The following is a 26,172-nucleotide window of genomic DNA, read 5'->3' as shown; positions in this document are numbered from 1 at the left end:
TATGACGCTAGAAATCCGGGACGGTGCGCACACCGTCGCGGATGAATGAACATGACGATGGAAGTTGTCTTCCGGAGACAATTCACAGGGTCAATACGGCCACCGCGTGCCTCGACAAGATCTACGGTCATGAGATGACCAAGCGGGGTCCCGACGAAAGCGTGGACATCGGCGCGTTTGTCGCCGAGACCGCCGAACAGATGCACAAACGACTGGCCGAGGTGTCGTCGTTCATTCGAAGTTCCCTCGAGAAGAACATTCCCGAGCTGCGTGCGGATCCCCGGCTGGTTGAGTTGCTCGACGCAAGCGTCGAGGCCAATGTCGAGACTCTCCTGCACGCCTTGCGATATGACATCGCGGTGCAGCGCATCGAGGCGCCGATGGCGGCAGTCGAGTATGCGCGGCGACTGGCGCAACACGATGTTCCCGTCAACGCGCTTGTCCGCGCATACAGGCTGGGGCAGGGGCGGATGAACGAGCTCGTCTTGGGTGAACTGCGCGCGGCGGATATGACGCCAACAGCGCGCTTTGACGTGCTCGCGGCGATCGGCGGGACGTTGTTCGAGTACATCGACGGTATCTCGCAGCAAGTGGTCGCCGTCTACGAGGACGAACGGGAGCGCTGGCTGGAGAACCAGAACAGCGTCCGTGCCCTCCGCATCCGTGAGGTCGTCGCAGGAAACAAAACCGTCGATATCGACGCGACCACCGAGTCGATCCGCTATCCGTTGCGGTGGCACCATCTTGCCGTCGTGATGTGGTACTCCGACGAGGACGCGGCGGGCGACGAACTCGCGCGGCTGCAGCGGTTCCTTCGTGAGCTTGGTCGAGCCACCGACGTCGGCTCCAAACCCTTGTTCGCCGCCGCGGACCAAACGACCGGATGGGGCTGGCTGCCATTCCGTTCGGCGCCGTCGAACGCCGTCGAGGTGGTTCGTCAATTCGCGTGCACCCGAGCCGATTGTCCGAGTGTGGCAATCGGCACGGTTGCCGCCGGCATCGACGGATTCCGCCGGTCGTATCGCGAAGCGCAGGCGGCCAGGGCCGTGGCGGTCGCCGGCGGTGCTCACGGGGCGACGGTGTTCGCGGCGTCGGATCCCGGTCTGGCGGCGGCTGCGCTGCTGGGCGGTGACATCGTCGCGGCCCGGGTGTGGGTGCGCGACGTGCTCGGTGAGTTGTCGATGGACACCGACAACGATGCCCGCATGCGCGAGACGCTGCGGGTCTTCCTTCGGTGCGGGTCGAGCTACAAGCAGGCGGCGCAAGAACTGGACCTGCACTTCAACACCGTGAAATACCGAGTCGGCCGGGCGGTCGCCAGGCGGGGCAGGCCCATCGATGAAGACCGTCTCGACGTCGAGCTCGCCTTGCTGGCGTGCCAGTGGTACGGGACGGCTGTGCTCGAGCCCCACGGAGCGTAGATCGGTCACTGCGGTCATCTCGGGCCTACAACGAACTCAGCGGTATTCGTTGCCTGAAGACAATGGCGGCAGGGTCGTCGGAATCTAGCCTTCCCCGCATGGACGGCGAGATAGCGCGACGACAAGTCGCTGAGGTCGCGGAGGCGCTCACCCGGCGAACCGACGAACTCGCGACCACGGTAGCTCACGCCATCAGACGAGAGGTGAGTCTCTACCGGGCCACTGAGCCGGTTTCGTTCGAGCGGGTTGTGCACGGCTGCGCGAGCAACATTCGGTCTGTTCTCAGCGCGATCGCAACCGACACCGAATTTGACCCGGCAGCGGCCGCCGATTTGGGAATCGAACGCGCACGCGACGGCGTTCCGCTCGCCTCGGTGATGGAGGCGTATCGAGTTGCGTTCCGTGGGCTCTGGGACGCTGCGGTCAAAGAGGTCAGCGGCCGGCCTCAGGCGAACGGCGAAGCCGTACGGTTGATGACTGCGAAAATACATGCGGCTCAGGATGTTTTCACCGCTGCGATGGCGTCGGCGTATCGCGATGAGCAGACACGCCGCTTCACTGGTGATGAATCCGAACGCGAGATTCTGATCGATTCGCTTCTGCACGGCCGACTCTTCGAACGGTGGAGTATATGGGAGGCCGCCGATTGCCTCCGGTTGCCTGCACAGGGTCCATACGTTGTGATCGCCGCGGAATCGAGCGTCGGCACAGAAGCACTTCCGGGAATCGAATCGAAATTGCGCAGCATGGACGTGTTCTCCGCATGGCAACTGCTTCCCGATATGCAAGTCGGGATCGTGCACGTGAAGAACGAAAGGCAGCTGACCAATGTATTGGCGCTGGTGTCGCGGATGGCTAGCAACCGCGTCGGAGTGAGTGCGCAGTTCGACGATCTGCGCGATACCGCGCAAGCGCTGCGGTACGCACGGGTGACACTGCGCGGACGCTCGGAGGGGCCGCGCGTCACGCTGTTCAACGGCTCCATTCTGTCCACGGCAGCGGTCAGCGCTCCCGAGGTGATGGTGAAGCTCGCAAAACCCATCATTGATTGCTTCGTCGAACTCGCCGCCGACGAGCGAAAAGTCTTGTTCGAGACATTCAGGGTGTGGCTGGACAACGACGGATCTCTGCGCGCCGTAGGCGAATTGCTGTTCTGCCATCCCAACACCGTTCGTTATCGGCTACACCGAATCGAGCAACGAACTGGTCGATCGGTAACCCGGCCGCGGGACGTGGCCGAACTCTCGCTGGCGTTCGAGGTTCATCGCCTTCTCATGTAGCAGACGGGGAGGCCGCATCGGCCGAACCAGTTCCCATCAGGCGTTTGTGCAGTTCCGTTGTCAGAACATGAATTTGGCGAGTCAACTCGGTGTTGGTTTTCAACTCGAGCTCCTGTGCCCCGAAATCATGGTCCGCCTTGGCTTGCTGGAACGCGGCCTGTCGATTCTGGCCTATCATCACGAACGTCGACAAGAAGATCGCCTCCAGCGACACCACCAGAGTCAGTGTCGGCCACGGACTGCCCTCAAAGAACAACATCCACAAGGCGAACAGCGCGGCGTGAATCCACACGAAGCTCATGGATCCTGCAAAGGAGGTGATCCGGTCCGCTACGCGGAGTTGAAAACTCTTGTTCCGCTTGACCGCCTCCTCGACGACGGCCGGGTGGTGCGTCTGGCCACTCTGGAGAAGCCGACGCGGAATCAGCCGGCCGAGGTCCTCACCCCACGCAGTCATCGGGCATCAGGCTTGTGCCGCGGCCGAGTGCTGCCCGTCGAGTGCGGCCGCACCGTGGCCCACCTTCCGGACGAGGAACGCGGACGCGATCTGGCCGACGCCATGAATGAGCGCCCCCGCGGCCACCCACGAGACCAGCACCACGACCGACGCGTTCCAGGAACCAGCGGCCCAGAAGCCGATCGCGATTTCGGCGATGCCGACAAGCAGCAGCACCCACCAGCCGGGAACCCTGCTCGCCGCGAACGACGTTGCGATGTCGAATGTGCCGCGGAAGACGAAGTAAAAGCTCATCACCGCCGCCAAGCCGACGAACGTGTCTGAGGGTCGGAAGAATGCGACGACGCCGACGACGATGAAAAGCACCGCGAGCAACCAGTGCAATATCCGCCAACCACGCGATGGCGTCACCGCACTCACCATCACTTCGTTGGTCGCAGCGGCGAAACAAAAGACACCGAAGAGCACGGCGATCGCGGCGACGGTCGTGTAGTCGAATCGGAGGATCAGTACCGCGACGACCACCCAAGCGACTCCTGTAACCAGTAGCAGCCACCAATGCTTTGTCGTCGAAACGAATTCGTCGACCGCTTCGTGGAATGGGCCCAGTGGCCTCGACGGGACCTGACGAGTGTCGGTACTCATTGCTGCTCCAAACGATTGATGTCGGCGGGAGTCAATTGTTGCTCCGGGCGGAATGTCGGCTGTTGTTTCTGGCTACAACGTCGACCGGGGCGCGGTGTTGCGTCGAACAATGCAACGTCTGACAGCGATCGGGACTATTGAATGACCAGCGAAGCGGAGTGAGACGGAGCAGACATGTCGAATCTTGCGCTCAATCTTGTTGGGACCGCGCAGCGTATACCCGACCGAGAGTCCGCGATCACAGAAGATGCGGCGATGACCTACGCAGAGCTCGACGCCGCCACATCGCGATTGGCGACATTCCTGCGGCGCGAAGGGATTGAATCGGGGGACAGGGTCGGCGTGATGTTGCCGAACATCGCCGCAGCGCCGATCGCCTACTACGGCATCTGGCGACTCGGCGGTGTCGTGGTGCCGATGAACCCTCTGATGCAAGCGCGAGAAGTGGCCTTCTACTTGTCCAACACCGGCGCCAAGGCGCTGATCGGCACGCCCGATTTTGCGGATGCATCGACGGAAGGTGCCGACAACGCCGGTTCGAAGGTGTGGCTCGTCGATGACGCCGAGGTCGCGCGATTGACCGCTGACTTGCCCGGCTTCGGCGATCCGGTCGAGCGCAGCGCTTTCGATACCGCGGTCGTGCTGCACACGTCGGGTACCACCGGAACACCGAAGGGTGCCGAGCTGACGCACGGAAGCCTGGGGAGCAACCAGGAAGTCGTCGTGAGACGGCTGTTGCAGCTGACCGATCACGACGTGGTGTTGGCCTGTCTGCCGCTGTTTCACGTATTCGGCATGACCTGTGCGATGAATGCCGCGATCGCCGCCGGCGCCGGCCTGTCGTTGGTGGCACGCTTCCAACCTGCTAGGGCCATCGAGAGGATTCGACGAGACCGGGTGACGGTGCTGGAGGCGGTGCCCACCATGTACACGGCGCTGCTGTCGGTTGCCGAGCAGTTTCCGGCTGACGCCACCGCGTCGTTGCGTACCTGCGTGTCCGGTGGTGCCGCGCTGCCCGTCGCCGTACTCAAAGATTTCGAGAAGACGTTTGACGCCGTTGTTCTCGAGGGGTATGGCCTGTCCGAGACGTCTCCGGTCGCAACGTTCAATCATCCTGACGCCGAGCGTCGGCCGGGCTCGATTGGCACACCGATCGAGGGGGTGCAACTGCGCCTCGTCGACGAAAGTGGCACCGAAGTGCCCACGGGGAGCCCAGGCGAAGTTCAAGTCAAGGGCCCCAATGTCATGAAGGGGTACTGGAACTTGCCTGAGGCCACCGACGCGGCGATCAAGGACGGTTGGTTCGCTACCGGGGACATCGCCGTCGTCGACGAGGACGGGTACTACTGGATCGTCGATCGCAAGAAAGACTTGATCATTCGCGGTGGTTACAACGTCTACCCACGCGAAATCGAGGAAGTGCTGCACGAGCATCCCGCGGTCGCGCAGGCGGCGGTGATTGGCATTCCTCACGACTCCCTCGGGGAGGAGGTCGGCGCCGCCGTTGTGTTGAAGGCTGAAGCCGTGGTCGCAGCGGATGAACTGCGCCAGTTCGTCAAGGGTCGCGTGGCCGCGTACAAGTATCCGCGCAGGCTCTGGTTCGTGGACGGTCTCCCCACCGGTCCGACCGGAAAGCTGTTGCGCCGTGAGGTAATACCACCACCATTGGAGGAGGCGTAATCAGCGTGTCAGCAACCAGCAGTAAGAGCGCGGACGAGCTTGCCGCACCGTTGGACCTGCTGTTGACCAGTTCGGCGGTCGGCATGGCGGACAGGATGATGCCCAACACCTCGTGGAGCCGATTCGCGCTGAGCCTTGCCAAGCAGCCCCGCACGGTGGCATCGCGCGCCGGATCGCTGGGTCGCGAGCTGCTTTCGATAGCCGAGGGACGCTCCGAGCTGGCACCCGCCAAGGGCGACAAGCGGTTCGCCGACCCCGCGTGGCGTGGCAACCCGCTACTGCGCCGCACGATGCAGGCCTACCTTGCCACCAACAACACTGTGGAACAGCTCTTTTCGGATGCGAACCTCGACTGGCGCGACGCCGAGCGGATCCGGTTCTTGTTGGACGTGCTCACTGAGGGACTCGCACCGACCAATAACCCCATTCTCAACCCGTTGGGGTGGAAGGCACTGATCGACACGGGCGGTCAGAGCGCGGTCCACGGCGTGCGTCACTTCATCTCCGACATGCTGTCGGCACCACGGGTGCCGTCGATGGTGGACCCTGATGCGTTCACGCTCGGCGAGACGATCGCGACCACGCCCGGATCGGTGGTCTACAGAACCGAGGAATTCGAGCTGATCCAGTACGGCCCGCAGACCGACGAGGTGTACTCGGTGCCCCTGCTAATGGTCCCGCCCGTGATCAACAAGTTCTACATCATGGACATCGCGCCGGGCCGGAGCATGATCGAGTACTTCGTTCGCCAGGGGGTGCAGGTCTTCGCTATCTCATGGCGGAATCCCACTGCAGAGAACAGAAATTGGGGATTCGACGCGTATGGCCAGGCGATCCTGAACGCGTTGGAGGCCGTCGAGAAGATAACCCAGACAGACCGCACCCATCTCCAGGCGTCATGCTCGGGCGGCATCCTCGCCGCAATGACCGCTGCGCATCTCAACGCCATCGGCGAGGGCCACCGGCTGGCCGGGTTGACGCTGATGGTCACGGTACTCGACCAGAGGAAGGCTGGTTTCGCGTCGGCTGCCATCGACGAAGAGGCCGCGAACATCGCGATTGCGTTGTCCGCCCGGAAGGGCTACCTCGACGGGCGATCGCTGGCAGAGGTGTTCGCATGGCTGCGGCCGACGGACCTGGTGTGGCGCTACTGGGTCAATAACTACGTGGAAGGCAAGTCACCCGCGGCGTTCGACGTGCTCTTCTGGAACGCAGATACCACCAGGATGGCCGCCGCGCTGCACCGCGACATGATCACAATGGGACTGCAAAACTCTCTCGTCACGCCGGGCGCCGTCAGCATGCTCGGCACGCCGGTGGATCTCAATCAACTGACCACCGATGCCTATGTGATCGCGGGGATCGCCGACCACATCTCGCCGTGGCAGGCGTGCTATCGCAGCGCCCGTCTGCTCGGGGTAAAGAACGTCCGTTTCGTGCTGTCATCCAGTGGCCATATCGCATCACTGGTCAATCCGCCCGGGAATCCCAGGGCGAGTTACCAAGTCGCCGATGTCGACGAGCCCGATCCGGTGTTCTGGGCGGAGTCGGCCGAGCAACGCAACGATTCCTGGTGGCCGGACTTCGTCAGCTGGCTCGGCGAACGCGGTGGCAAGACCAAGAAAGCACCGGACACTCTGGGCGGCGCGGGCATGGCGCCACTTGGACCCGCTCCCGGAAGCTATGTGCTGGAACAGTAGCTCTGTTCCTGTTATGAAAGGCTTTGTATGACAACTGTTCTCGAGCAACCGGCTGATTTGCTTGACTTGGTCGGGCAGAGTCTCGGCACAACTGAGTGGATGAACGTCACGCAGCAACAGGTCGACCTCTTCGCCGACGCCACAGGGGATCGCCAATGGATCCACACCGACACCGAACGGGCCGCAAAGGGTCCGTTCAAGGGCACGATCGCGCATGGCTATCTCACGTTGTCTCTCACGCCTTCGGTGATTGCGCAGGTGTTGGAGATCCGCGAACTCACGGCGGCATTGAACTACGGATTGAACAAGGTGAGATTCCCCGCGCCTGTGCGCGTCGGTTCATACGTCCGTGCCGCCGTCAGGGTGGCGAGCGCCCATCAGAAAACCTCAGGCGTCGAGTCGGTGTTCACGCTGACATTCGAGATCGACGGCGAAGACCGACCCGCATGTGTCGCTGACGTCATCGTGCTGTACCCATGACGGCCCCCGCAATAGTCAGGACCAGCATGGAAAGCCTTGTGTCTGTGCTCGGTCAGCAGATCCGGGTGGCTGTACGTCCAGGTGGCGGAGTGCCGTTGGTGTTGTGCAACGGCATCGGCGCGAGCCTTGAAGTTCTCGATCCGCTTGTGGAGCAACTGGATCCCGATACGACGGTGATCCGATTCGATGTTCCCGGCAGTGGCGGCTCGCCAGATTCACTTCTGCCCTATGGCTTTCCGTATCTCGCGGCCGTCCTGGGCAGGCTGTTGCGGAAGCTGGGGATCACGGGGCAGGTCGACGTTCTCGGGCTGTCATGGGGGGGTGCGTTGGCCCAGCAGTTCGCCTTTCAGAATCCGCGCCGGTGCCGCCGATTGATTCTGGTGTCCACTGGAACCGGCGCCATCATGGTTCCCGGACGACCGTCCGTGTTGGCGAAGATGGTGACGCCTCGACGATTTCTGGAGCCCGACTACGCGGCCTCGATCGCCGGTGAAATCTACGGTGGCACTGTCCGTGATGATCCGGCGGCCATCAAGGAGTTGTTCGACCGTCAGCTGATGGCCGGTTCGCGGATCGGCTATCTGCATCAACTTCTCGCGGGAGCCGTGTGGACCAGTCTGTTCGCGCTGCCCCTTGTCCGCCAGCGAACACTGATAATGGCCGGACTCGACGATCCCATCATTCCAGTGGTAAACGCGCGAGTCATGGGGCGGCTTCTGCCCCATGCGACGGTGCACCTGCACCGCGGCGGCCACGTCGACCTGATCACCAACGCCCGCGAGCTGGCGCCGGTGATTGAGACATTCAGATCCCAACCCGACTAGGGAGCGCCGATGAGCACCCAGACCGTGACTGACAGCGCCGACTTCTACGCGCTCGAGGCATTGCTTGTCGGCGACGAGCGGGAGTTCCTGCACCGCGTACGTGATTTCATGAAATCTGAGGTTGAGCCCACAGTGAACAGCCACTGGCAACGGGGGAGCTTTCCGTTCGAAATCGTCCCGGGATTTCGGCAACTCGGCCTGGCAGGGCTGCCCTACAAGGGGTTCGGGTGTCCCGGGCGGTCGTACCTCCTCGACGGCATGGTCGCCATGGAACTCGCCCGCACCGATCCGTCTATCGCGACGTTTTCGGGAGTGCACGGCGGGCTGTCGATGGGGTCGATCTATCTTTGCGGCAACGACGAGCAGAGGGCCCGATACCTGCCAAGCATGGTCTGCTTCGAGAAGATCGGTGCGTTCGGCCTGACCGAACCGGATGTCGGATCTGGCGCATCGCGTGGGCTGACCACAACGGCGATGCGCGACGGTGATTCCTGGATACTCAACGGACAGAAGAAGTGGATCGGCAACGCGACATTCGGTGACCTGACTGTGATCTGGGCCAAAGACGTCGCTGACGGTCAGGTCAAGGGATTCATCGTCGCCAACGACACGCCAGGCTTCTCGACGACGAAGCTCGACGACAAGATCGCGCTGCGCATCGTGCAAAATGCGGTCATAACGCTGGAGGACGTAAGAGTTTCTGAGGAGGACCGGTTGCAGAACGCGAACTCCTTCCGCGACACCGCTGAAGTGCTGCGGATGACCCGGGCCGGCGTCGCTTGGATGGCTGTCGGCTGCGCTCGGGGGGCGTACGAGAACGCGTTGGCGTACGCGGTGTCCCGTGAACAGTTCGGCAGGCCGATTGCGGGTTTCCAGCTCGTCCAGGACCTGTTGGTGCGGATGCTCGGCAACATCACGTCGTCGTGGGCGTTGTGCGCCCGCCTTTCCCAACTCCAAGACGAGGGCCGCGCCGACGACAGGCATTCGTCGCTGGCGAAGGCATGGTGCACCGTCAGAATGCGCGAAACCGTTGGCTATGCACGAGAATTGCTTGGTGGCAACGGAATTCTGTTGGAGCACAATGTTGGACGCTTCGTCGCTGACGCCGAAGCAATCTACTCCTACGAAGGCACGCGGGAGATGAACACACTCATAGTTGGGCGTGCCATCACCGGACTCAGTGCGTTCGTATAGGTCATTGGAGGACACGCTAATGACCGACCCGATCGAGCGGATACGGCAAATACTCGAACGCCAACATCCATACGCGCAGCCAGGCCAGTGCGACGGTGTGCGTGGCCGTTGTCGGTGTTCTCTCGTTGATCGTCCTCATCCAAAACGGTGTTCGGCCTCGGCTAAGGGCGCCCCGCGTGGCTGAGCGGTTTGTCTCCGGGAGATAACACATCGTCAGGAGTTGGTCGTTGAGGGACATCGCTGAGCTGGGGTTTGGCTCGTAGGTTTCTCTTCACGAACTCAACGATGAGTTCCCCGAGACGAAAACCGACGATTCCGCCCGCCGCGGAGAATGCGAGAGATCCAATGCTCCTGCCGATCATGATCTTCCTGATGGTGCTGTCCCCGCTGTTCATCCCGATCGCCGTCACGGTGGTTCACGCGTTCGGCAACTGGCGCGGCAATCGTGTTGCTCGTCCGGTCGGCTCGCTTGGCCGGTTCCGTGCGCAGCCGGCGGCCGCGTAGATACGCATCCGCTGACAAACGTGACGCCAGCCGGGCGTCACGTTTGTCGCGTTTCACGACCCTGACGGCAGCGGAATCGGTCGCCGAGCCGTGTGTCAGTCGCCCCATGGTGATTGTGCTGCCGATTGTTCCATGCGGGTCACTCCGTGTTGGCGGCGTTCATGCGGGAGTTCACCCTGCGATGGAGTACGGGGTGCGGCTGCGTTGCTGCGGCCGGCATGCTCGACGATGGCGTCGACGCGGCAACGCACCATCGCCAGTCTCGGATAATGCGCGTGAATCGCTTCGATCGCTTCCCACACACGATCGACATCACTGGTCGAGACTCCGTGCGCGATAAGCAATTCCGCGGCGAGGTCTGCGCCTTCGACCTCGAAGCGCTGTTGGCCGCGGGCGCGACTGCCGACGCCAAGGTCGTGCAGCATGCAGCTGAGAAAGACCAGCTCGTCGTCGTAGCCGACATCGGGTTGCAATCCCTTGGCCGCCGCGAGTTCGCGGTCGTATAGGTAGCTGTGCAGGCTGTGCTGGGCGACGAAGGCAGGCGATACGTCGTACACGAACTGCTTTGCCGCGCAGGCGATCTCGGAGTCTGGGAGATCTATTCGACCGGTCAAGGATGACATGCCTCAACTGTGCCGGGACGACTCTGCGCATACCACTGCACTACACCAGGTCCCCACGGCTACAACGACTATCCGCCCTACCAGTCATAACGGGAGAGGGAGGGGACCGCCTGTCAGGACAAGGCGTCCAGGGCGGCGAGGATGTCGCTGACTTCGGTGCGGGTGGTGTAGTTGGGGTGGACGTCGATCCAGCGGATCACCCCGGTCGGGTCGACGATGACGACGGTGGGCATGGGTATGTCGTGTGTGCCGTCTGCATTGACCTCGGGCAGGTCTAAACCCATCGCGCGCTGCGCGGCTCGGGCATCGTCGGGGGATACGGTCATCACGCCGAGCCGGTTGGCGATCTTGTTGCCCGGATCGGACAGCACGGTGAAGGTCAGCGGGTTCTTCTCCTGGGCCGACAGTGAGCCGTCGGACTTCTGTGGGCTGATGGCCACCAGTGCAACGCCCTTGTCAGCCAGTGGGGGGACGAGGTCCTCCTGGTAGGCGCGCAGCGCCAGATTGCAGTAGGGGCACCACGCGCCGCGGTAGAGCACGACCACCGCGGGGCGCCCGTCCAGCGCGGCCGACAGTGTGGTCGGCGTGCGGTGCACATCCAGCAGTTCGAAATCGCCGAGCGTATCGCCGGGTTGTGCGATGCCAGTGGGGATGCCGCGGGCATCGAGGTCAGCGTGCTCGGCACGGAACACATCGAGTACCTCACCCGGGATTTGAGCGGCAATCCCCTCGTGCATCTTGGCGACGCGGTCGGCGATCGTGGTCGGGTGGGCGTCTGCGGTGGTAGTCATCAGGCAGCCTTTCAAACGTATACCGGTGCCACACAACGGGTTCCGGCGTGATAAAACTTTCCGACGCGAGCTTGCGCCCGGAAAAATGGAGTGTCAACTCCAAACGGGCCCCCCAGCTAAACAAAATTCTGGAGTTGACACTCCATTTTTTACGGACTCCAATGGACCAGTGGCCGGCATCATCGACGGCGTCCAGTAGAAGGTGGCTTCGAATGCCTACGACTGCACCAGAGAAACTGACCCCCAAGGGACGCGCGACCCGAGAACGGATCGTGGCGGCCGCCGCCGAATTGATGTCCCAGCGTGGGGTGGCCCGCACCACCATCGAGGACATCCAGGAAGCCGCGGCGGTGAGCACGTCGCAGATGTATCACTACTTCGCCGACAAAGGTGACCTTGTTGCAGCCGTCATCGACTTCCAGACCGATCAAGTGCTGGCGGTACAGCATCTCGGTTTCGACCGCCTGGAATGCCTCGAGGACCTGCGGCGGTGGCGCGACATCATGGTCGACACGATGCGCGACCTGGGCTGTGTAGGCGGCTGCCCCATCGGATCGCTGGGCAACGAGCTCGCCGAAACCGACCCGCTTGCCCGCGCGCAGGTCGCGCGGTCGTTTGTTCTGTGGGAGAACATGATTCGCGACGGGCTGAGCGTCATCGAAGCACGCGGCGAACTACCCGACGGCACCGACGTCGACAACCTGGCACTCGCGACGCTAGCCGCCGTCCAAGGTGGCCTGCTGCTCAGCCAGGTGCGCCGAGACGCCACTCCGCTGGAAGCCGCCCTCGACACCATGATCGAACACCTCCGCACCCTCGGCGTCCACTAGATCACCGCGTAGATCACCCCGCCGATGACGCCGCCGACGCCGGTTAGTGTGTGGCGGCGGCGGGCCGGACGATGACCTCGTTGACGTCCACCTCGGGGGGTTTGCACCACCACCACTTTCAAAGCTTCTGCATCGGGGTGGGGCATTTACGGTCTGGCTTTCTGTCGGCACTCAATAGGGAGATGCTCGGTGCAGTTGAATCGTGTATGCGTGAACCTAGTTGCGTGTTATCGGCGGCGGGATGCGTTGACTTCTTAGTGGCTTGGGTGTGCGGTTGGACGGGGGCAGTCCTCTTGGGGCACTGTTGGACTCTGCGGCCGTAGTCGCTCGATGATCGTTCGCATGGGAGGCCAGTTGGATCGGCCGTCGGCGGGTGACGGCGTATGCGGCGAGGCGACGCGGGCGCACCGCGGCGTTATCGTCATCACCGGCGCCAGTTCAGGCCTGGGCGAAGAGATGTCCCGCTAGTTCGCCGCTCTCGGCTACGACCTGGGACTGTGCGCCCGACGCACCGCCCGCCTGAACTCCCTCGCCGACGAGATTCGCACGGCCACCGGCCAGCGCGTGGAGACGCGCGCACTCGACGTCACCGATCCAGTGGCTGTAACGGAAGTGGTTCACTCCTTCGCCGAAGCGTTCGGCTCGCTTGACCGCATCATCGTCAACGCTGGAATCGGAGCGGGCTCCCTGTTGGGAACCGGCGGTTCTCATGCCAATTACGCCATGGCGATGACCAACTTCGTCGCTGTTCTGTCTCAGTGCCACGGGATCCCAGTGTCATCCACCGCGGTATCCACATCGGGCCCGAGGTCCAAGCGATCCCCGGCTACCTCCGCCGAGGCGCAACATCGTCAGTCGTGCTGGAAACCAGTGGGGTACAACGTAACTAAGGGCATATTGGCCGGACCTCGGCGAGAATTAGTCCGCATCGGCGCTACGGCCTGTGAAACATTCGGTTGCGCACATTGTTTGGTGACGGGATTATGAACGCCGTTGTGGCCGTGGTCGCCTGGCCGGCCACAATGCCATCCTGTCGAGGATCCCGTCACGTAACACGAAGGTGTGGAACAACACTGCACACATATGCGCGGTGAAGGTCGCAAACAATAGCAACGCGAGAATGCTGTGCAACACGCGCAACACCGCGTACAACGTGATGTTGTGCGGCGCGATGCCGGGAAGATGGACGGGTCCATAAAGGAGGATCGGGAATCGCGCCGCCGACAGCATCGCCCAGCCGACCAGTGGTTGCGCTATTAACAATGCGTAGAGCAGGTATTCCGACCAGGTCGCGATGCGGCGCTCGGCGCGACTCATGGTGGCCAAAAATGGCGGTGGCTGGTGGGTCAGCCGGTTCGCGAGCCGGATTAGCGCGAAGACGAAGATCGCTACGCCGAGCGGGCGGTGGATGGCCAACAGCAGCGGGTAGTAACTCAACGACGCCACCATGGTTACGCCGATGAGCAGCTGGGCTATGACCATTACTACCATCGACCAATGCAGCAATCGGGAGACGACAGTGAAACGCGTGGGCGCTGAACTGTTATTGCTCACGGAGCACCTGCGCAACGTCGACCGCGCTGGGCTGCTTGGGTTCTTCGGCTCGTCGGGTAAACGATCGCGCGTAAACCGCCGACCGCGCGGGCAGCAGTGGATCGTCTGACGGTGCGATGCCGTCGGGCAGCACGAGAGGGTCGAAGTTGACATCGCGCCCATTTCCGGGGGCCTCGGTCTGCACCGCATCGATGGTGATGGTTCCGGTGTCGATAGAGCGCCGCCCGCTGGGCCAAGCCTTGGTGGCATCGTTTGTCGGATCGCCGGGCTCCCCGATCGTGAGGATCAGCCGCCATGCCAAGGGGCCGTGTGCCGCCGCTACGATCAGCTCGTCGAACAGATAATCGCGGGTGCCGGAGCCGGTGGGGGCCGCGGGACTCGCCTTCTGCTGGGAGACGGCGGACCAGCGCACCGGGACTGTCGTGCCGGCACTGTTTGTGACGTGAAATGCATTGAGCCCGTAGAAGGTGCTGACCTCAAACCCCGCGCTGGGCGGGGATTGCTTGATGATCTTCATCGCGGCAACGGTCTCGGGGTGGCGGCCCAGGAACGCCGCCATCGCCTGCGGATCTGGCTGGCCGGTCGCGGGAATTGGCTTGCTGGCGAGCAACCGTTCGGCGAAGCCCTGCGGCGTGCTGTCGGGAAAGACCGGAGTATTGATCATGGCGGTGCGCCATTGCTGGCCATTGGGCAACAGGAACATCAGTCCCAGGCCGCGCACGGTGTCGGGCTTGTCGGCCTGGTCGGGTAGGCCGCCCGCAAGCGAAAACCTACCGATCACGGGTACGGTCCCACTCGCAAACACCGCGGCCTTGCAGACCTCGGCTCCCGCCCCGTTGCTGACAAACGTTCCGGTGGCGGCAAGGCCCTTGGCGTGGTTGCGCCTGAACCCATCGTGGCGCCCGTAGACCTGTTGGAACCGGTCGGTGAATCGCGACGGGCTCAACGCGGACGGGGTGAGCCAGCCACCCGCATAAGCGAACACGCCGACGTCGACCGCTGCGACGCCGGCGACGGCAGCCATCCCCATCAGCGCACCTCGTCGGGTCAGCATCGCCCGGTTGAGCCACCGATCGGGCCGGCTTTCGCCTGAACTTTCATCGGGGGTATCGGAATGATCGCCAGACTGCATCGGGCCACCTACCTTCCGAGTACAACGTTCCAACCATGGCTGAGAAGCCTCCGCGGGGCAAGGACGCGACGCGCCGTTGGTCGAAACTCTCAGCGAGAACCAGGGCCATCGGTGAGCAGACCAATCGGAATTTGCGAGACATCCGACCTTCCTCGGAGAAGTCGGATTCGCCAAACCCATCACTGGCGCCCGCCTCGAAGTACAGGCAGTCGCGGCGATCCTGCGCACCGTGGTGTGGACCCCGCTTGCCGAGGATCCAGTCGTGCGGCGCACATGGGCGGTGTGGTCGGCCAATGCGCGCCGCCGCGACGTCGCGCAACTGATCACGGCATTCGAGCAACTCGACACGCTCGACCCCGACGCGCTCTGATGTTCAACCGCAACGGACAAGGCACAGGCCACCGACAATCGACCATGACCACGTCAGCGAATATCGCCGAGGCTTCTACTCGTACTGCAGCGAGGGGTAGGCGGCGGTTTCTCCGCGTCCATTGGGTGTCAGGTCGAGAATGCCCCAGATCGGCCAGATCGGGTCGAGTGGGCTGTTGTCGCCGCGCACGAACGTCAGCTCGCTCGCCCACCGGTGATGGATCCCGTCGTCGTTGCGTGAGAACACATTCAGGACCGGAAGCTGCTCGCCCTCAGGTGTTTCCGCGTGATAATCGCGGTTGAAGGTGTTGTTCCGTGAGGACAGCAGCCGCAGATTGCGCCAGCCGCGTTCCTCCGCGTAGGTGCCCAACCGGGCGGGGTCCGATTTGGCGACCACGACGAGGTTGACTCGGTCGGAGAGGTGGGTCGCAACACCGTTGAGCCCATCGACAACCGACGTGCATGAGGGGCACGGTTGTTCGGCAAGCGGCAACAGGGCCGTCTTCCCTCCGGGGGCACCAGCTCGCGGGTCTTTCGACCATCGCGGGAACATCATGTGGTAGATCACGAGCGTGTCCTTACCCGGCGCGAACAACTCCGAGAACCTCACCTCGCAGCCATCGGCCGCGGACTCGAAGACGTACTCCTGTGCGACGAGTCCGCCCGGCGGCAGCGCTCGGCGCTGGGCGGCGACCTGTTCGTTCAGTCGCCGCAGTTCGTCCTCCGCCTCCAACAGCTGGTTGCGTGCGCGCCGGTATTCGCTCGACTCGCCAGGAAATTTGATGTTCCGGTCACGGACTGTTTCCCGCCACTTGTTCATGTCACGCGGACTGCCCTTGGGCGCCATCGCTTCACCCTTCCCTTCCTATGCTGCGATTTCTTTACCGCGCCTCAGGCGTCGAATAGTGCGAAGAGCGAGTTGAGGCCTTCGGCCAGAAGTGGGTGCGTGAAGATGGCGTCCGCCATGTCGTTATAGGTGAGCTTGCCCAGCATTGCGACCTGGATCATGGTCATGATCTCGCCGCCTTCACTGCCGAGGACCGCGCAGCCAAGGATCTGCCCGCTGTTTGCGTCGACGATGGCCTTCATGAAGCCGCGCGTTTCGCCGGTCTCGAGGGCCCGGACAACGGCGTTCATCGGAAGCTTCGCCACCCGAATCGCGCGTCCTTGCGCCGTGGCCTCGCGCTCGGTCATGCCGGCCCGGCCCAGCTGTGGGTCGATGAAAACTGCGTACGGGACGATCCGGTCGGCCGTGCTGGCTTTCTCGTGCTTGATGAGGTTGGCGTGCAGGATGCGGTAATCATCGTAGGAAGAGTGGGTGAAGGCAGGCGCCCCCGTGACGTCGCCCATCGCGTATACGCCGGGGACGCTGGTTTCCAGATACTCGTCGACCTCGATGAAGCCGCGGTCGTCCACACGGATGCCGGCTGCGTCAGGAGCGAGCGCGTCTGTGTTCGGGATGCGGCCGATGGCCGACAGTAGGTGCGAGCCCTCGACCTGTCGCTCACCGTCCTCCGTGTCCACGGTCAACCGCACGCGGTCGCCGTCGGTTCGCTCGACCCGGATCGGCGTCGACGAGGTCAGGACCGTGATCCCGTCGTCGCGCAAGATCGCGGCGACCTCGTCCGAGACGTCCTCGTCCTCGATCTTCAGCAGGCGAGGGCCCCTTTGGACGATCGTGACCTCGCTGCCGAACCGGCGGAACATCTGTCCGAACTCCAGCCCGATGTAGCCGCCACCGAGGATGATCAGGTGCTCCGGTAGTTCGTCCAACTCCATGAGCGACGTCGAGTCGAGCACGGGGACGTCGCCCGCGCCAGGGATTGCCGGCGGCTTGGGCCGGGTGCCTGTGTCGATGATGATCACCGCCGCGGTGACCTGCCGCGTCCCGCCGTCCGTCAGGGCGATCTCGACGGTGTTCGGCCCCGTGAAATGGGCCTCGCCCTCGATCAGGTCGAGCCCGTCCTGAGCCAGACGGCTGGCGTAGTTCTGCCGCGCGCCTGCGACCATGGCCCGTTTGCGCTCGCGGACCGCAGCCAGGTCCACCGATACCGGACCAACACGCACGCCGTACTCGGCGCCGCGGCGCGCTTGGTAGGCAAGGCGCGCGCTGGCGACCATCGTCTTGGTCGGGGTACATCCCGTGTTGACGCATACGCCGCCGATCGGGCCACGTTCGACGAGCGCCACCTTCTGGCCCGCCTTCGCTAACTCGACGGGGAGGAGTCGGCCGCCCTGGCTGGTCCCTATCACGATCGCGTCGTAGTGCTCATCGGCCATTGCGTTTACCTCCAAATTTCGCTCTCTCCGCGGCGTGCCCGACCTGACCTCGTTGCCAGGTCTGCGCGCGCCCCGCTCCGTCAGTTGACCGCATTTCGCTGTGCGGCGGCTCGCATTGAATCCGCGAGGGTCCAGAACGACAAGCCAAGCAACGGAATGTCTTTGAGCAGGAACTCGCCGGTGAGCGATATTGCTGGGAACCCGCCGCCGGCCGGCTCACCGATACCCGGTGTCGTGAACAGGAAGCTGATCGTTGCGAGGAACAGCAAGATGGCCAGCAAGCTACCGACGTTGGAGAGCCTTGGGGCAAGGGGCTTAATCGCAATCAGCACCGCGGCAGCGACCTCGAAGACGCCGAGCAGCGCGGAAAACGTGTACACCGGGAAGATGCGGCTGCGGGCTGGCCTTCGGTCCACGCGGCCCTACGCCATCCAACGCCTCCTCGGCCGAAAATTGGGGTGGCTCGAGACATGAGGCCGAGATTCGTCCATAAGCTGAAGCGATGGAGTTGCGGGAGCTGATCGCCTTCGTCGCTGTGGCCGAGGAGGGTGGCATGTCGGCGGCGTCGCGTCGGCTTCACATCAGCCAGCCCGCGTTGTCGCAAACAGTCAGCTCCCTCGAACGCCAGCTCGGTGTCAAATTGCTGGAGCGGAGTAGCACCGGCGTACGACCGACGGAAGCCGGCGCCGCGCTACTAATCGAGGCGCGTGCCGTGCTGGCCAGACATGATCAGGCGCTACGGCGGATGTCGGATTTCACCGCCGAACGGGGCGTGCTGCACCTCGGGGTACCCGTGGAGCTGCCCGTCGATGTTATCGAGCGCACTCTGGCCAAGTTTTCAGTGAATTGTCCCGATACGCGCGTGATACCGCGCCATTTATCCACGGCCGCACAGCTTTCCGCGCTTCAGGCCGGTGAACTGGACGTCGGACTGGTGCGAGAACGTCCCGCCGGGGAATCCTTCGATGCGATGCTGATACTGCGCGAGAATCTGGGCGTGCTGATCGCCTCCGAGGTCGCCGCTGGACTGGTGGGCCCCACCGGCGTGCGCCTCGATGCACTGTGCCGACTGCAGTGGCTCGGCTTTCCGCGCTCCAACAGCCCGGCTTGGCACGACGAGTTGACCGCGATCCTGCGCACGCACGGCATCGACCCTGGCCCTCCTCCGCCCGAGGACCAGCTGCTTATCGCCCCGATCAAGCTGGCTGCGGTCAGCGCTGGTCGCTACTTCGCGTTGGCGCCGGAAAACTGGCCGCATCCCCTTCCGGAATCCGTCAGCTGGAGCCCGCTGATCGACCACCCCTTGGTGCGGCGCACATGGGTGGTGTGGCCGGCCAACTCGCGTCGCCGCGACATCGGCCAGCTCGTCACCGCCTTCGAGGCGCCGACGTAATTACGGCGCTATCGCGAGCCGACCGCCAGTGGCCTGCAGGATCGCACCGTTTACGTAGCTGGCCGCCGGGGAGGCCAAAAACGTGACAGCATTGGCGATTTCGTCGGCGACTGCTGCCCGGCCGAGCGTGGTGAGCTGACCCAGGCCATCGGTGAGACCGGGTGTGACGGCGGTTCCCGGAGTTTCTGTTGGACCGGCCTGCACGGCGTTGACTCGTACCCCGGAGCGGCCGAATTCGTCAGCCCAGACACGGGTCAACAGTTCGATGCCGGCCTTGGTGGCGCCATAGATTCCGCCTTGCCGTGCCGGCACCTCGGCGGCGATGGTGCTCAGGTTCACAACGACGCCGTTGCCCCGCTCGGCCATGGCCGGCACCAGCTTCTGCACCAGGATGTACGGGGCGCGCAGGTTGATGTTCACATGCTCGTCGAACAACGCATCGCCGGTCTCGGCCGTGGCGCCGAACTTGTAGACGCCTGCATTGTTGATCAGGATGTCGACCGGGCCGGACTCGGCGGCCAGGTGCCGCACGTCGTCGGCATCGCTGAGGTCGGCTGCGACGAAACGCGCTTTGCCTCCGGCCTTTTCGATGTCTTGCACCGTTTCGGCGCCGCGCTCGGCGCTGCGACCATGGACCACCAACTCGGCACCGAGCGTGGCCAGCTGTAGCGCAATTGCGCGGCCGATGCCCGCGGTCGCCCCCGTTACGAGTGCGGTCGACCCTTCTAATGTGCCAGCCATGAGAAATCTCCTTGCAGAAATCGTCGAACGTTGACTCCCACGTAAGCACGCAACGCAGGGCATCGATTCCAGTTCCCCGTGCGCTTTCGCTTATGGCGGCGATTGGTGGCAGCGATAGGCGTGCGGGATTGGCTGCATCGCTAGAGATGTTCTCCGCTTCGACAGCGCACGAGGCGCTGCGGGAGGCAGGAGGACAATCGTGACCAATTCCGTTCGGATTGGCGTTCAGCTGTGGCCGGGTGGCACCCCCGACTTTCGAACGTGGCGAGAGGCCGTGGTCAAGGCCGAGGAGCTAGGCGCTGACGCGATCTTCGGCTACGACCACTTCCACAAACCTTTCACCGTGCCGTCCGAAGACGGCCTTCCCGAGCTGCTGCCTGAACAGCCGGATGTCAACAACTTCGAGGGCTGGACGGCGCTCGCGTCGTGGGCCGAGATCACCAATCGCGCCGACATCGGCTTGCTGGTCACCGGCATCGGTTATCGCAACCCAGATCTGCTGGCCGATATGGCCCGCACGGTTGATCACATCAGCGGTGGGCGTTTGGTTCTGGGAGTGGGCTCCGGGTGGTACGAAAAGGATTACACCGTATACGGATACGACTACGGCACCGTTAAGTCTCGGATGGATCTGTTCGAGGAGCGCCTAGCTCGTGTCGAGCAGCGGCTCACTCAATTGGTTCCGCCGCCCGTGCGCCCGATACCGATCCTCGTCGGCGGTATGGGAGTGAAGAGGACGCTGCCGATCGTCGCCAAGCACGCGGACATCTGGCACACGTTCGCCAGCCCGAGCGAATACCGACGGAAGAACGCGATGCTGAAAGACCTCGTTGCGCAGGCCGGCCGCGATGAGAAGCAAATTGAGCGAGCGGTCCATTGGACCGGACGCGAAAACGCCGACGTGTTCCGTCAGGAGGGCGTCACCCTCTTCACCACCGAGATACACCCTACGGAGGACGGGTACGACTTCGCGGAACTGAAGGACATGATCGACTGGCGCGACCTAGTCCATTAACAACAAGTGAAGCGCCGCACGGGGTTGCCCGCGAAGGTGATCAACGCGTGGATCTGCTGAGCGTACGTCTCGCGGATGATCGGACTACGCGGGACCCCCTGAACTGCGGCCGCTGCGCTGCCGCCATATGTATTGCATGTGTCGCGCGAGTTGATCTTTGCCGAAGAAGTGTGCGGTCTCGAGCGCGGATGGCGACCCCGCGACCGGATCGGCGTCCGCGGCCAGCAGCAGGTCGACGATCGTCGTCTCGTTCTTGAAGACCGCGCCTGCCAACGGGGTCTGCCCTCGATTGTTGTGTCGATCGACGTCGGCCCCACGCGTGATCAGAGCGGCGACCGTCGATGCGTGTCCGTAGTAGGCCGCCAGCATCACGAGGCTGTCCCCGTTGGTGTTGGTGAGATTCACTGGTACGCCCGCGTCGATGTACGCGGCCAACGTTGCCGTTTCTCCGTCGCGAGCCATATCGAAAACTCGTGCTGCCAGATCCGTGACCTCAGCCGTCAATTCGAGTCCGTGTTGCCTGGTTGTCACAGCGCGCCGTGAGCTTCGCAGGCTTTGCGCACGCCTTCGCCGTAGGCGGGGTCCGCCTGGGTGCAGTTCTCGATGTGCTTCTCGACGGTCTCGGGTCGGGCGCCCTTGATGGCGCGTGCGGTGTTGTCGAAGAGCCGCTGCTGCTCGTCGCCGGTCATGAGCCGGAACAGGTCGCCGGGCTGCTCGAAGTAGTTGTCGTCGTCCTCACGGAAGTCGAAGTGGTCGGCGGTGGCTCCGATCGATTCCGCGGGGTCGGCGTAGGCGGGTTGTTCGGCCCAGCGGCCGAAGTTATTGGGCTCGACACCGGCGACTCCGCCCTGGTTGCCGTCGACGCGCATGGCCCCGTCGCGGTGATAGGTGTTGACCAGCTTGGCTGCGCGTGGATAGTTGACCGGGATCTGGTGGTGGTTGACGCCGACGCGGTAGCGGGCGGCGTCGCCGTAGGAGAACAGCCGGCCCTGCAGCATCTTGTCGGGGCTAAACGAGATGCCTGGGATGAGGTTGCCCGGAGTGAATGCGGCCTGCTCGACGTCGGCGAAGAAGTTGTCCGGGTTGCGGTTGAGCTCGTATTCACCGACCTCGATCAACGGGTAGTCCTTCTGGCTCCATACCTTGGTCAGGTCGAAGGGGTGGAAGCGGTAGGTGGCGGCGTCGGCTTCGGGCATCACCTGGATGTACAGGGTCCACTTCGGGTAGTCGCCGCGTTCGATGGCGTCGAACAGGTCGCGGCCGTGGGACTCGCGGTCGCGGCCGATCAGTTCGTTCGCTTCCTGATCGGTGAGATTCTCGATGCCCTGCTGGGTGCGGAAGTGGAACTTGACCCAATTCCGTTCGCCCGCAGCGTTGATCATGCTGTAGGCGTGTGAACCGTAGCCGTGCATGTGCCGGAACGACTTGGGGATGCCGCGGTCGCTCATGGTGATGGTGACCTGGTGCAGTGATTCGGGCAGGTTGGTCCAAAAGCCCCAGTTGTTCTCGGGGTCACGCATATTGGTGCGCGGGTCGCGCTTGACCGCGCGGTTGAGGTCGGGAAACTTCAGCGGGTCGCGGTGAAAGAACACCGGGGTGTTGTTGCCGACCACATCCCAGTTGCCTTCGGTGGTGTAGAAGCGCAACGCGTAGCCGCGGATGTCGCGTTCGGCGTCGGCGGCGCCACGCTCGCCGGCCACCGTGGAGAACCGGGCGAACATCTCACAGCTGTTGCCGACCTCGCTGAAGATCGCCGCCTTGGTGTACCGGCTGATGTCGTGGGTCACTCGAAACGTGCCGAAGGCGCCCGAACCCTTGGCGTGCATGCGCCGCTCGGGGATGACTTCGCGTGCGAAGTGCGCCAGCTTCTCAATCAGCCACAGATCCTGCAACAGCAACGGACCGCGCGCACCAGCGCTCATGCTGTTCTGATTATCCACAACCGGAGCGCCCGCCGCGGTGGTCAACGGTTTGGTGTTTTCTTCGAAAGCCATTTTCTTCTCCTGGGGTTGGGTTGAGATGTGTTTCTTCTAGTTCGGTTGTTTGCAATCTCGCTGATAACTGAGTGCCGCTGCAGCATGGAAAGTGACAACTAGTCCACGGATTCGGACACCCAGTGCGTCCGGGCGCCGCGGCCCGGGTTTGATCGCTGGCCAGAAGCATCGGGGTCGCCGACCTCAAATAGACGATGTCGGAGTGCGTTTCACTCGGTTCGACGCTATTCGCGAATGAATTTATGGTGGCAGTCGATGCTGCCTTGTCGCTGCTGCCGCCGTGAGCTTGGCGTACCGGATAGCCGGGAGGCCGGCGATGCGGCGTGCCGCATCAGAGTAGAAACGCCTCGCCGCCGTAGGGGTAGAACTGGACTGGCGGAGGAGCATCGTTGATTTGAACATTGCCGGGCGACTGGCAGATCGATCCCGCACCGCTCGAGGCGCAGTTCTGCTGCGGCGACGACGTGACCGTCGGGCCGGTAGCAGCCGAGGCGATCGGTGCGGCGGCAATGGCTGCGGCAGCCGCTGCCGCGCCGACTAGCGGTGCTATGTACGCGAGGCTGATTCGCATGGTGTAACTCCTTTTGCGGGGCGTTTACGGTACGTGTTCAGCGTTGCGCTGGCATCGATCGGTGTCGTTGCCGCTAGCACCCATACGAGGTGCCGTTACCGGGAATCTTTGCGGGCTCGTCAGCCGGAACCGGCTATGGGTGATGTCTGCGATGCCGCAGCCACACCCGAGTCACAATCTTGGGGTGATCACTTCAAGCGCTGGGGCCGGGCACTCATGCCACAGCGCGACCGACGCATAAGGAGAACGGACGTATGAGCACCATCCCGAATATCACTCTCAACGATGGCTGCGCAATTCCACAGCTGGGCTTCGGCGTATTCCAGATCGAGCCGGAGCAGACGGCCGCTGCGGTCCGTTCCGCACTACGGGTGGGCTATCGCCATATCGACACCGCCGAGATGTACGGCAATGAGAAGGGAGTCGGTCAGGGCATCCGTGACGAGGGACTTGACCGCGCCGAGGTGTTTATCACCAGTAAGCTCAACAACGGCTTTCATCGCCCCGACGACGCGCGCCGTGCCTTCGACGCGACATTGTCCAGTCTGCAATCCGACTACGTTGACCTTTTTCTCATCCACTGGCCCCTGCCCACCCTCTATGACGGTGACTTCGTCTCGACGTGGAACGTGCTCGAGGAGTTCGCAAGAGACGGGCGGGCGCGCAGCATCGGTGTCTCGAATTTCCAACCCGCTCATCTTGATCAGCTGGCGGCGAACTCGTCGACGATTCCCGCGGTGAACCAGGTCGAGGTGCACCCCTACTTCGCGAACGAACGGGTGCGCGAGTACGGCCGGGCACACGGAATCGCTACCGAGGCGTGGTCGCCGATCGCACAGGGAAGAGTCCTCGATGATGAGGTCATCGGCCGCGTCGGTGCCGCGCACGGCAAGACGCCGGCGCAGGTTGTGTTGCGCTGGCACATTCAGCGGGGCGACATCATCTTTCCGAAATCCGTTTCACCCGAGCGGATGACATCAAATTTCGAGATCTTCGACTTCAGCTTGGACGACGACGAGATGAACGCGATCAGCGGCCTGGACCGCGGAGAGGCTGGCCGCACCGGGCCCAACCCCGACGAATTCGACTACATCCCAGAGTAAGAACGTCCGCTTACGTCGACGTCCCATAGGGCGGCGGCCCGGCACGGACCGCCCGCGAAGTCGCGCGGGTCGGCTGGTGATCGCCGTCAGGCTTCGACTAGTGCCGTGTACCACTCCCACGGCAAGCTTGAGCCGGCCTCGGAGCATCTGCCCAGCGTGGTGGGCGCCATCGCGTGAAGAGTGCCCGACTTCGTGAACGTCAATTAAGGGGTGCGCATCCCGCAGTCTCCAGTTGCCTGACCCGGTCAACGCCACCGGTTCCCGACCCGCCGGCGAAGTCGGTGTTGACCTGCAGCACCTTCGACGGGCCCCGGGGCCTCCGCTCGTTTCGCAGATCGCAGCAGCCGCAAGCGCGGATGACCAGCGCCGAGCCGGCATGCGCCCGTCCGCCACCGAATTCGCCCGACCGCACCTACCCGTCGTCGCGGCGGTGCAAGATAGTGAGACCTGCAGACGCATCCGGCGTCATCGACGCCATGAAGGACAGTGATCTCGAGGCGAACGGGACAGACGTGAACGCAGCCGAGGGGCAAACAGCGACGCGAGTCGTGGTCGCCGATGACGACGTCCTGCTTCGGGAAGGGCTGGCCAGCCTGCTGGACCGGTCAGGTTTCGACGTCGTCGGACAGACTGGCGATAGCCGCGACCTACTTGCCCTGGTGCGTGAAGCGTCCCCAGAACTAGTGGTGACAGACATCCGAATGCCTCCGACCCACACCAGCGAGGGACTGGACGTCGCCAGGCTGATTCGCGACGAGTTCCCCGACGTTGCCATTCTCGTGCTGTCGGCCCATATCGAGGTCGAACATGCGATGGAACTGCTGGCCAGCGGGCAGCGCATCGGCTACCTCCTCAAGAGCCGGGTCACAGACGTAACCGAATTCCTTGACACCCTTGCGCGTATCACCAATGGGGCATCGGTCGTCGACCCCGCGCTGGTGCAGGAACTGGTTACGGCCCAGCGGCGCGACGATCCTCTTGCCGCATTGTCGGAGCGTGAGCGCGAAGTGCTGGCGCTGATGGCGGAGGGCCGTTCGAATGCGGGCATCGCTCATCAGCTCTGGGTCACCGAGGGAACCGTCGAAAAGCACGTGCGCAGCATCATGAGCAAGCTGAATCTGCCCGGGTCCGGCGAGGATCACCGCAGAGTGTTGGCAGTGATTGCATTTCTCGACGCCCACTGACGTCCTCAAGATGTCGCGTACCACGTCGATGCCGAGTCGCGCGGTCATGGTCGCCGTGTCGTAACCGCCGAATCCGCTGGCGGCGAAGGGAAATCGCGCCGTGCGGCTAGTGGTCCTGCCGGTCGCCAATGAGGCGCGGGTCGGGTTGGACTGCGAGGCAGCGAATCTCTGTCTCACACAACCTGTCGTGAACCGGACTCAGGGCAAAGGTGCACAGAAAGCGCTGACCCGTGCGGTACTTCATCGTTGCGTGGGTGGCGGTTTTCCCTCGCGTCGTTTCGTCTTGATTGGGCCCGGCCACTCATTGGAACCCGATTGGTTCGGCCGAGTAATACGCTTTGAGTTGTGTCATGAGAGCCAAACACGGCTTGGGGGCGGGACTTCAAGAGTCCCGCCCCAGGCGCGTT

29 protein-coding genes are annotated in these 26,172 nt (G+C 63.3%); 15 read left to right on the top strand and 14 right to left on the bottom strand.

What is annotated here, in order from left to right; genetic code table 11:
• Positions 1-134 precede the first annotated feature (134 nt).
• Both MYCSM_RS17560 and MYCSM_RS17555 read left to right on the top strand, forming a co-directional pair.
• A complete protein-coding gene (locus MYCSM_RS17560) occupies positions 135-1,421 on the top strand; it encodes a PucR family transcriptional regulator (RefSeq protein WP_015307509.1) in 1,287 nt (428 codons plus the stop codon).
• 98 nt (positions 1,422-1,519) lie between these two features.
• A complete protein-coding gene (locus MYCSM_RS17555) occupies positions 1,520-2,701 on the top strand; it encodes a PucR family transcriptional regulator (protein ID WP_015307508.1) in 1,182 nt (393 codons plus the stop codon).
• Here MYCSM_RS17555 and MYCSM_RS17550 read toward each other — a convergent pair.
• Both MYCSM_RS17550 and MYCSM_RS17545 read right to left on the bottom strand, forming a co-directional pair.
• A complete protein-coding gene (locus MYCSM_RS17550) occupies positions 2,694-3,158 on the bottom strand; it encodes a DUF1003 domain-containing protein (protein WP_015307507.1) in 465 nt (154 codons plus the stop codon). The two genes, MYCSM_RS17555 and MYCSM_RS17550, sit on opposite strands and share 8 nt — an antisense overlap.
• Positions 3,159-3,164: 6 nt before the next feature.
• Entirely contained in the window at positions 3,165-3,803 is a 639-nt protein-coding gene (locus MYCSM_RS17545) for an HdeD family acid-resistance protein (protein ID WP_015307506.1), read from the bottom strand.
• Between the two features lie 174 nt (positions 3,804-3,977).
• Here MYCSM_RS17545 and MYCSM_RS17540 point away from each other — a divergent pair, with 174 nt between their 5' ends.
• Genes MYCSM_RS17540 through MYCSM_RS17520 form a run of 5 tightly spaced genes read left to right on the top strand, consistent with a single transcriptional unit; the run spans position 3,978 to position 9,681 of the window.
• Entirely contained in the window at positions 3,978-5,483 is a 1,506-nt protein-coding gene (locus MYCSM_RS17540; RefSeq protein ID WP_015307505.1) for a long-chain-fatty-acid--CoA ligase, read from the top strand.
• 5 nt (positions 5,484-5,488) lie between these two features.
• Positions 5,489-7,183: a PHA/PHB synthase family protein gene (locus tag MYCSM_RS17535; protein ID WP_015307504.1), complete on the top strand. Its 1,695-nt coding sequence runs from the start codon at positions 5,489-5,491 to the stop codon at positions 7,181-7,183.
• Positions 7,184-7,210: 27 nt separating this feature from the next.
• Positions 7,211-7,663 (top strand): MaoC family dehydratase, encoded by a 453-nt coding sequence (locus MYCSM_RS17530; protein WP_015307503.1) that lies wholly within the window; start codon positions 7,211-7,213, stop codon positions 7,661-7,663.
• A gap of 26 nt (positions 7,664-7,689) precedes the next feature.
• Complete coding sequence (gene phaZ / locus MYCSM_RS17525) at positions 7,690-8,487, top strand: poly(3-hydroxyalkanoate) depolymerase (protein WP_015307502.1); 798 nt, start codon at positions 7,690-7,692, stop codon at positions 8,485-8,487.
• Positions 8,488-8,496: 9 nt separating this feature from the next.
• Positions 8,497-9,681, top strand: coding sequence for an acyl-CoA dehydrogenase family protein (locus MYCSM_RS17520; protein WP_015307501.1), 1,185 nt, complete (start codon positions 8,497-8,499; stop codon positions 9,679-9,681).
• Between the two features lie 16 nt (positions 9,682-9,697).
• On the opposite strand, the gene MYCSM_RS38735 is transcribed toward MYCSM_RS17520, so the two are convergent.
• The gene (locus MYCSM_RS38735) at positions 9,698-9,820 is read right to left on the bottom strand and encodes a hypothetical protein (RefSeq protein ID WP_257720716.1); all 123 of its coding nucleotides are present in this window, start codon (positions 9,818-9,820) and stop codon (positions 9,698-9,700) included.
• A 146-nt stretch (positions 9,821-9,966) separates the two neighbouring features.
• Here MYCSM_RS38735 and MYCSM_RS37240 point away from each other — a divergent pair, with 146 nt between their 5' ends.
• Positions 9,967-10,185: a hypothetical protein gene (locus tag MYCSM_RS37240; RefSeq protein WP_157681349.1), complete on the top strand. Its 219-nt coding sequence runs from the start codon at positions 9,967-9,969 to the stop codon at positions 10,183-10,185.
• Between the two features lie 95 nt (positions 10,186-10,280).
• Here the strand turns inward: MYCSM_RS37240 and MYCSM_RS17515 are convergent, their stop codons facing one another.
• Together MYCSM_RS17515 and MYCSM_RS17510 are read right to left on the bottom strand one after the other, a co-directional pair.
• Positions 10,281-10,808 (bottom strand): HD domain-containing protein, encoded by a 528-nt coding sequence (locus MYCSM_RS17515; protein WP_015307498.1) that lies wholly within the window; start codon positions 10,806-10,808, stop codon positions 10,281-10,283.
• Between the two features lie 113 nt (positions 10,809-10,921).
• Positions 10,922-11,599, bottom strand: coding sequence for a peroxiredoxin-like family protein (locus MYCSM_RS17510; protein WP_015307497.1), 678 nt, complete (start codon positions 11,597-11,599; stop codon positions 10,922-10,924).
• A 212-nt stretch (positions 11,600-11,811) separates the two neighbouring features.
• On the opposite strand from MYCSM_RS17510, the gene MYCSM_RS17505 reads away from it, so the two are divergent.
• Both MYCSM_RS17505 and MYCSM_RS36060 read left to right on the top strand, forming a co-directional pair.
• The gene (locus MYCSM_RS17505) at positions 11,812-12,429 is read left to right on the top strand and encodes a TetR/AcrR family transcriptional regulator (protein ID WP_015307496.1); all 618 of its coding nucleotides are present in this window, start codon (positions 11,812-11,814) and stop codon (positions 12,427-12,429) included.
• Between the two features lie 489 nt (positions 12,430-12,918).
• Complete coding sequence (locus MYCSM_RS36060) at positions 12,919-13,416, top strand: SDR family NAD(P)-dependent oxidoreductase (protein WP_335337515.1); 498 nt, start codon at positions 12,919-12,921, stop codon at positions 13,414-13,416.
• Here the strand turns inward: MYCSM_RS36060 and MYCSM_RS17495 are convergent.
• A complete protein-coding gene (locus tag MYCSM_RS17495) occupies positions 13,411-13,983 on the bottom strand; it encodes a cytochrome b (RefSeq protein ID WP_015307495.1) in 573 nt (190 codons plus the stop codon). The genes MYCSM_RS36060 and MYCSM_RS17495 overlap by 6 nt on opposite strands.
• Positions 13,973-15,115, bottom strand: coding sequence for a catalase family peroxidase (locus MYCSM_RS17490; protein WP_015307494.1), 1,143 nt, complete (start codon positions 15,113-15,115; stop codon positions 13,973-13,975). The genes MYCSM_RS17495 and MYCSM_RS17490 overlap by 11 nt, the downstream gene beginning before the upstream one ends.
• A 229-nt stretch (positions 15,116-15,344) precedes the next feature.
• Between MYCSM_RS17490 and MYCSM_RS37235 the strand changes: the two genes are divergently transcribed.
• Positions 15,345-15,485, top strand: a complete 141-nt coding sequence (locus MYCSM_RS37235) for a hypothetical protein (RefSeq protein WP_157681348.1) — start codon at positions 15,345-15,347, stop codon at positions 15,483-15,485.
• Positions 15,486-15,560: 75 nt separating this feature from the next.
• On the opposite strand, the gene MYCSM_RS17485 is transcribed toward MYCSM_RS37235, so the two are convergent.
• The 3 genes from MYCSM_RS17485 to MYCSM_RS17475 form a co-directional block, all read right to left on the bottom strand.
• Positions 15,561-16,331, bottom strand: a complete 771-nt coding sequence (locus tag MYCSM_RS17485; protein WP_015307493.1) for a DUF899 family protein — start codon at positions 16,329-16,331, stop codon at positions 15,561-15,563.
• A 44-nt stretch (positions 16,332-16,375) separates the two neighbouring features.
• On the bottom strand, positions 16,376-17,764 hold the full coding sequence (locus MYCSM_RS17480) for a mercuric reductase (RefSeq protein ID WP_015307492.1): 1,389 nt from the start codon (positions 17,762-17,764) through the stop codon (positions 16,376-16,378).
• Between the two features lie 80 nt (positions 17,765-17,844).
• Positions 17,845-18,180 (bottom strand): DUF417 family protein, encoded by a 336-nt coding sequence (locus MYCSM_RS17475; protein ID WP_083906303.1) that lies wholly within the window; start codon positions 18,178-18,180, stop codon positions 17,845-17,847.
• Between the two features lie 86 nt (positions 18,181-18,266).
• Here MYCSM_RS17475 and MYCSM_RS17470 point away from each other — a divergent pair, with 86 nt between their 5' ends.
• Positions 18,267-19,157 (top strand): LysR family transcriptional regulator, encoded by an 891-nt coding sequence (locus MYCSM_RS17470; protein ID WP_015307491.1) that lies wholly within the window; start codon positions 18,267-18,269, stop codon positions 19,155-19,157.
• Here MYCSM_RS17470 and MYCSM_RS17465 read toward each other — a convergent pair whose 3' ends face one another.
• Entirely contained in the window at positions 19,158-19,898 is a 741-nt protein-coding gene (locus tag MYCSM_RS17465; protein ID WP_015307490.1) for an SDR family NAD(P)-dependent oxidoreductase, read from the bottom strand.
• Positions 19,899-20,097: 199 nt separating this feature from the next.
• On the opposite strand from MYCSM_RS17465, the gene MYCSM_RS17460 reads away from it, so the two are divergent.
• A complete protein-coding gene (locus MYCSM_RS17460; RefSeq protein ID WP_015307489.1) occupies positions 20,098-20,913 on the top strand; it encodes an LLM class F420-dependent oxidoreductase in 816 nt (271 codons plus the stop codon).
• Between the two features lie 84 nt (positions 20,914-20,997).
• Here the strand turns inward: MYCSM_RS17460 and MYCSM_RS17455 are convergent, their stop codons facing one another.
• The 3 genes from MYCSM_RS17455 to MYCSM_RS36055 form a co-directional block, all read right to left on the bottom strand.
• Positions 20,998-21,375 (bottom strand): ankyrin repeat domain-containing protein, encoded by a 378-nt coding sequence (locus MYCSM_RS17455; protein ID WP_083906302.1) that lies wholly within the window; start codon positions 21,373-21,375, stop codon positions 20,998-21,000.
• A gap of 65 nt (positions 21,376-21,440) precedes the next feature.
• Positions 21,441-22,907 (bottom strand): catalase, encoded by a 1,467-nt coding sequence (locus tag MYCSM_RS17450; protein ID WP_015307487.1) that lies wholly within the window; start codon positions 22,905-22,907, stop codon positions 21,441-21,443.
• Between the two features lie 331 nt (positions 22,908-23,238).
• Positions 23,239-23,478, bottom strand: coding sequence for a hypothetical protein (locus MYCSM_RS36055; RefSeq protein ID WP_015307486.1), 240 nt, complete (start codon positions 23,476-23,478; stop codon positions 23,239-23,241).
• Between the two features lie 254 nt (positions 23,479-23,732).
• Here MYCSM_RS36055 and MYCSM_RS17445 point away from each other — a divergent pair, with 254 nt between their 5' ends.
• Both MYCSM_RS17445 and MYCSM_RS17440 read left to right on the top strand, forming a co-directional pair.
• Positions 23,733-24,581: an aldo/keto reductase gene (locus MYCSM_RS17445; protein ID WP_015307485.1), complete on the top strand. Its 849-nt coding sequence runs from the start codon at positions 23,733-23,735 to the stop codon at positions 24,579-24,581.
• A gap of 476 nt (positions 24,582-25,057) precedes the next feature.
• A complete protein-coding gene (locus MYCSM_RS17440; protein ID WP_015307483.1) occupies positions 25,058-25,765 on the top strand; it encodes a response regulator in 708 nt (235 codons plus the stop codon).
• The last annotated feature ends 407 nt before the right edge of the window (positions 25,766-26,172 follow it).

It is taken from the genome of Mycobacterium sp. JS623 (genome assembly GCF_000328565.1).
Classification (GTDB): domain Bacteria; phylum Actinomycetota; class Actinomycetes; order Mycobacteriales; family Mycobacteriaceae; genus Mycobacterium.
This window is presented reverse-complemented; position numbering and strand designations above follow the sequence as displayed.

Bases quoted from the DNA above. Each gene is read 5' to 3' on its own strand.
- MYCSM_RS17560 (WP_015307509.1), top strand. From the start codon at position 135: ATGACCAAGCGGGGTCCCGACGAAAGCGTGGACATCGGCGCGTTTGTC.
- MYCSM_RS17555 (WP_015307508.1), top strand. From the start codon at position 1,520: ATGGACGGCGAGATAGCGCGACGACAAGTCGCTGAGGTCGCGGAGGCG.
- MYCSM_RS17550 (WP_015307507.1), bottom strand. From the start codon at position 3,158: ATGACTGCGTGGGGTGAGGACCTCGGCCGGCTGATTCCGCGTCGGCTT.
- MYCSM_RS17545 (WP_015307506.1), bottom strand. From the start codon at position 3,803: ATGAGTACCGACACTCGTCAGGTCCCGTCGAGGCCACTGGGCCCATTC.
- MYCSM_RS17540 (WP_015307505.1), top strand. From the start codon at position 3,978: ATGTCGAATCTTGCGCTCAATCTTGTTGGGACCGCGCAGCGTATACCC.
- MYCSM_RS17530 (WP_015307503.1), top strand. From the start codon at position 7,211: ATGACAACTGTTCTCGAGCAACCGGCTGATTTGCTTGACTTGGTCGGG.
- phaZ (WP_015307502.1), top strand. From the start codon at position 7,690: ATGGAAAGCCTTGTGTCTGTGCTCGGTCAGCAGATCCGGGTGGCTGTA.
- MYCSM_RS17520 (WP_015307501.1), top strand. From the start codon at position 8,497: ATGAGCACCCAGACCGTGACTGACAGCGCCGACTTCTACGCGCTCGAG.
- MYCSM_RS38735 (WP_257720716.1), bottom strand. From the start codon at position 9,820: ATGAGGACGATCAACGAGAGAACACCGACAACGGCCACGCACACCGTC.
- MYCSM_RS37240 (WP_157681349.1), top strand. From the start codon at position 9,967: ATGAGTTCCCCGAGACGAAAACCGACGATTCCGCCCGCCGCGGAGAAT.
- MYCSM_RS17515 (WP_015307498.1), bottom strand. From the start codon at position 10,808: ATGTCATCCTTGACCGGTCGAATAGATCTCCCAGACTCCGAGATCGCC.
- MYCSM_RS17510 (WP_015307497.1), bottom strand. From the start codon at position 11,599: ATGACTACCACCGCAGACGCCCACCCGACCACGATCGCCGACCGCGTC.
- MYCSM_RS17505 (WP_015307496.1), top strand. From the start codon at position 11,812: ATGCCTACGACTGCACCAGAGAAACTGACCCCCAAGGGACGCGCGACC.
- MYCSM_RS17490 (WP_015307494.1), bottom strand. From the start codon at position 15,115: ATGCAGTCTGGCGATCATTCCGATACCCCCGATGAAAGTTCAGGCGAA.
- MYCSM_RS17485 (WP_015307493.1), bottom strand. From the start codon at position 16,331: ATGGCGCCCAAGGGCAGTCCGCGTGACATGAACAAGTGGCGGGAAACA.
- MYCSM_RS17480 (WP_015307492.1), bottom strand. From the start codon at position 17,764: ATGGCCGATGAGCACTACGACGCGATCGTGATAGGGACCAGCCAGGGC.
- MYCSM_RS17470 (WP_015307491.1), top strand. From the start codon at position 18,267: ATGGAGTTGCGGGAGCTGATCGCCTTCGTCGCTGTGGCCGAGGAGGGT.
- MYCSM_RS17465 (WP_015307490.1), bottom strand. From the start codon at position 19,898: ATGGCTGGCACATTAGAAGGGTCGACCGCACTCGTAACGGGGGCGACC.
- MYCSM_RS17455 (WP_083906302.1), bottom strand. From the start codon at position 21,375: ATGGCTCGCGACGGAGAAACGGCAACGTTGGCCGCGTACATCGACGCG.
- MYCSM_RS17450 (WP_015307487.1), bottom strand. From the start codon at position 22,907: ATGGCTTTCGAAGAAAACACCAAACCGTTGACCACCGCGGCGGGCGCT.
- MYCSM_RS36055 (WP_015307486.1), bottom strand. From the start codon at position 23,478: ATGCGAATCAGCCTCGCGTACATAGCACCGCTAGTCGGCGCGGCAGCG.
- MYCSM_RS17445 (WP_015307485.1), top strand. From the start codon at position 23,733: ATGAGCACCATCCCGAATATCACTCTCAACGATGGCTGCGCAATTCCA.
- MYCSM_RS17440 (WP_015307483.1), top strand. From the start codon at position 25,058: ATGAAGGACAGTGATCTCGAGGCGAACGGGACAGACGTGAACGCAGCC.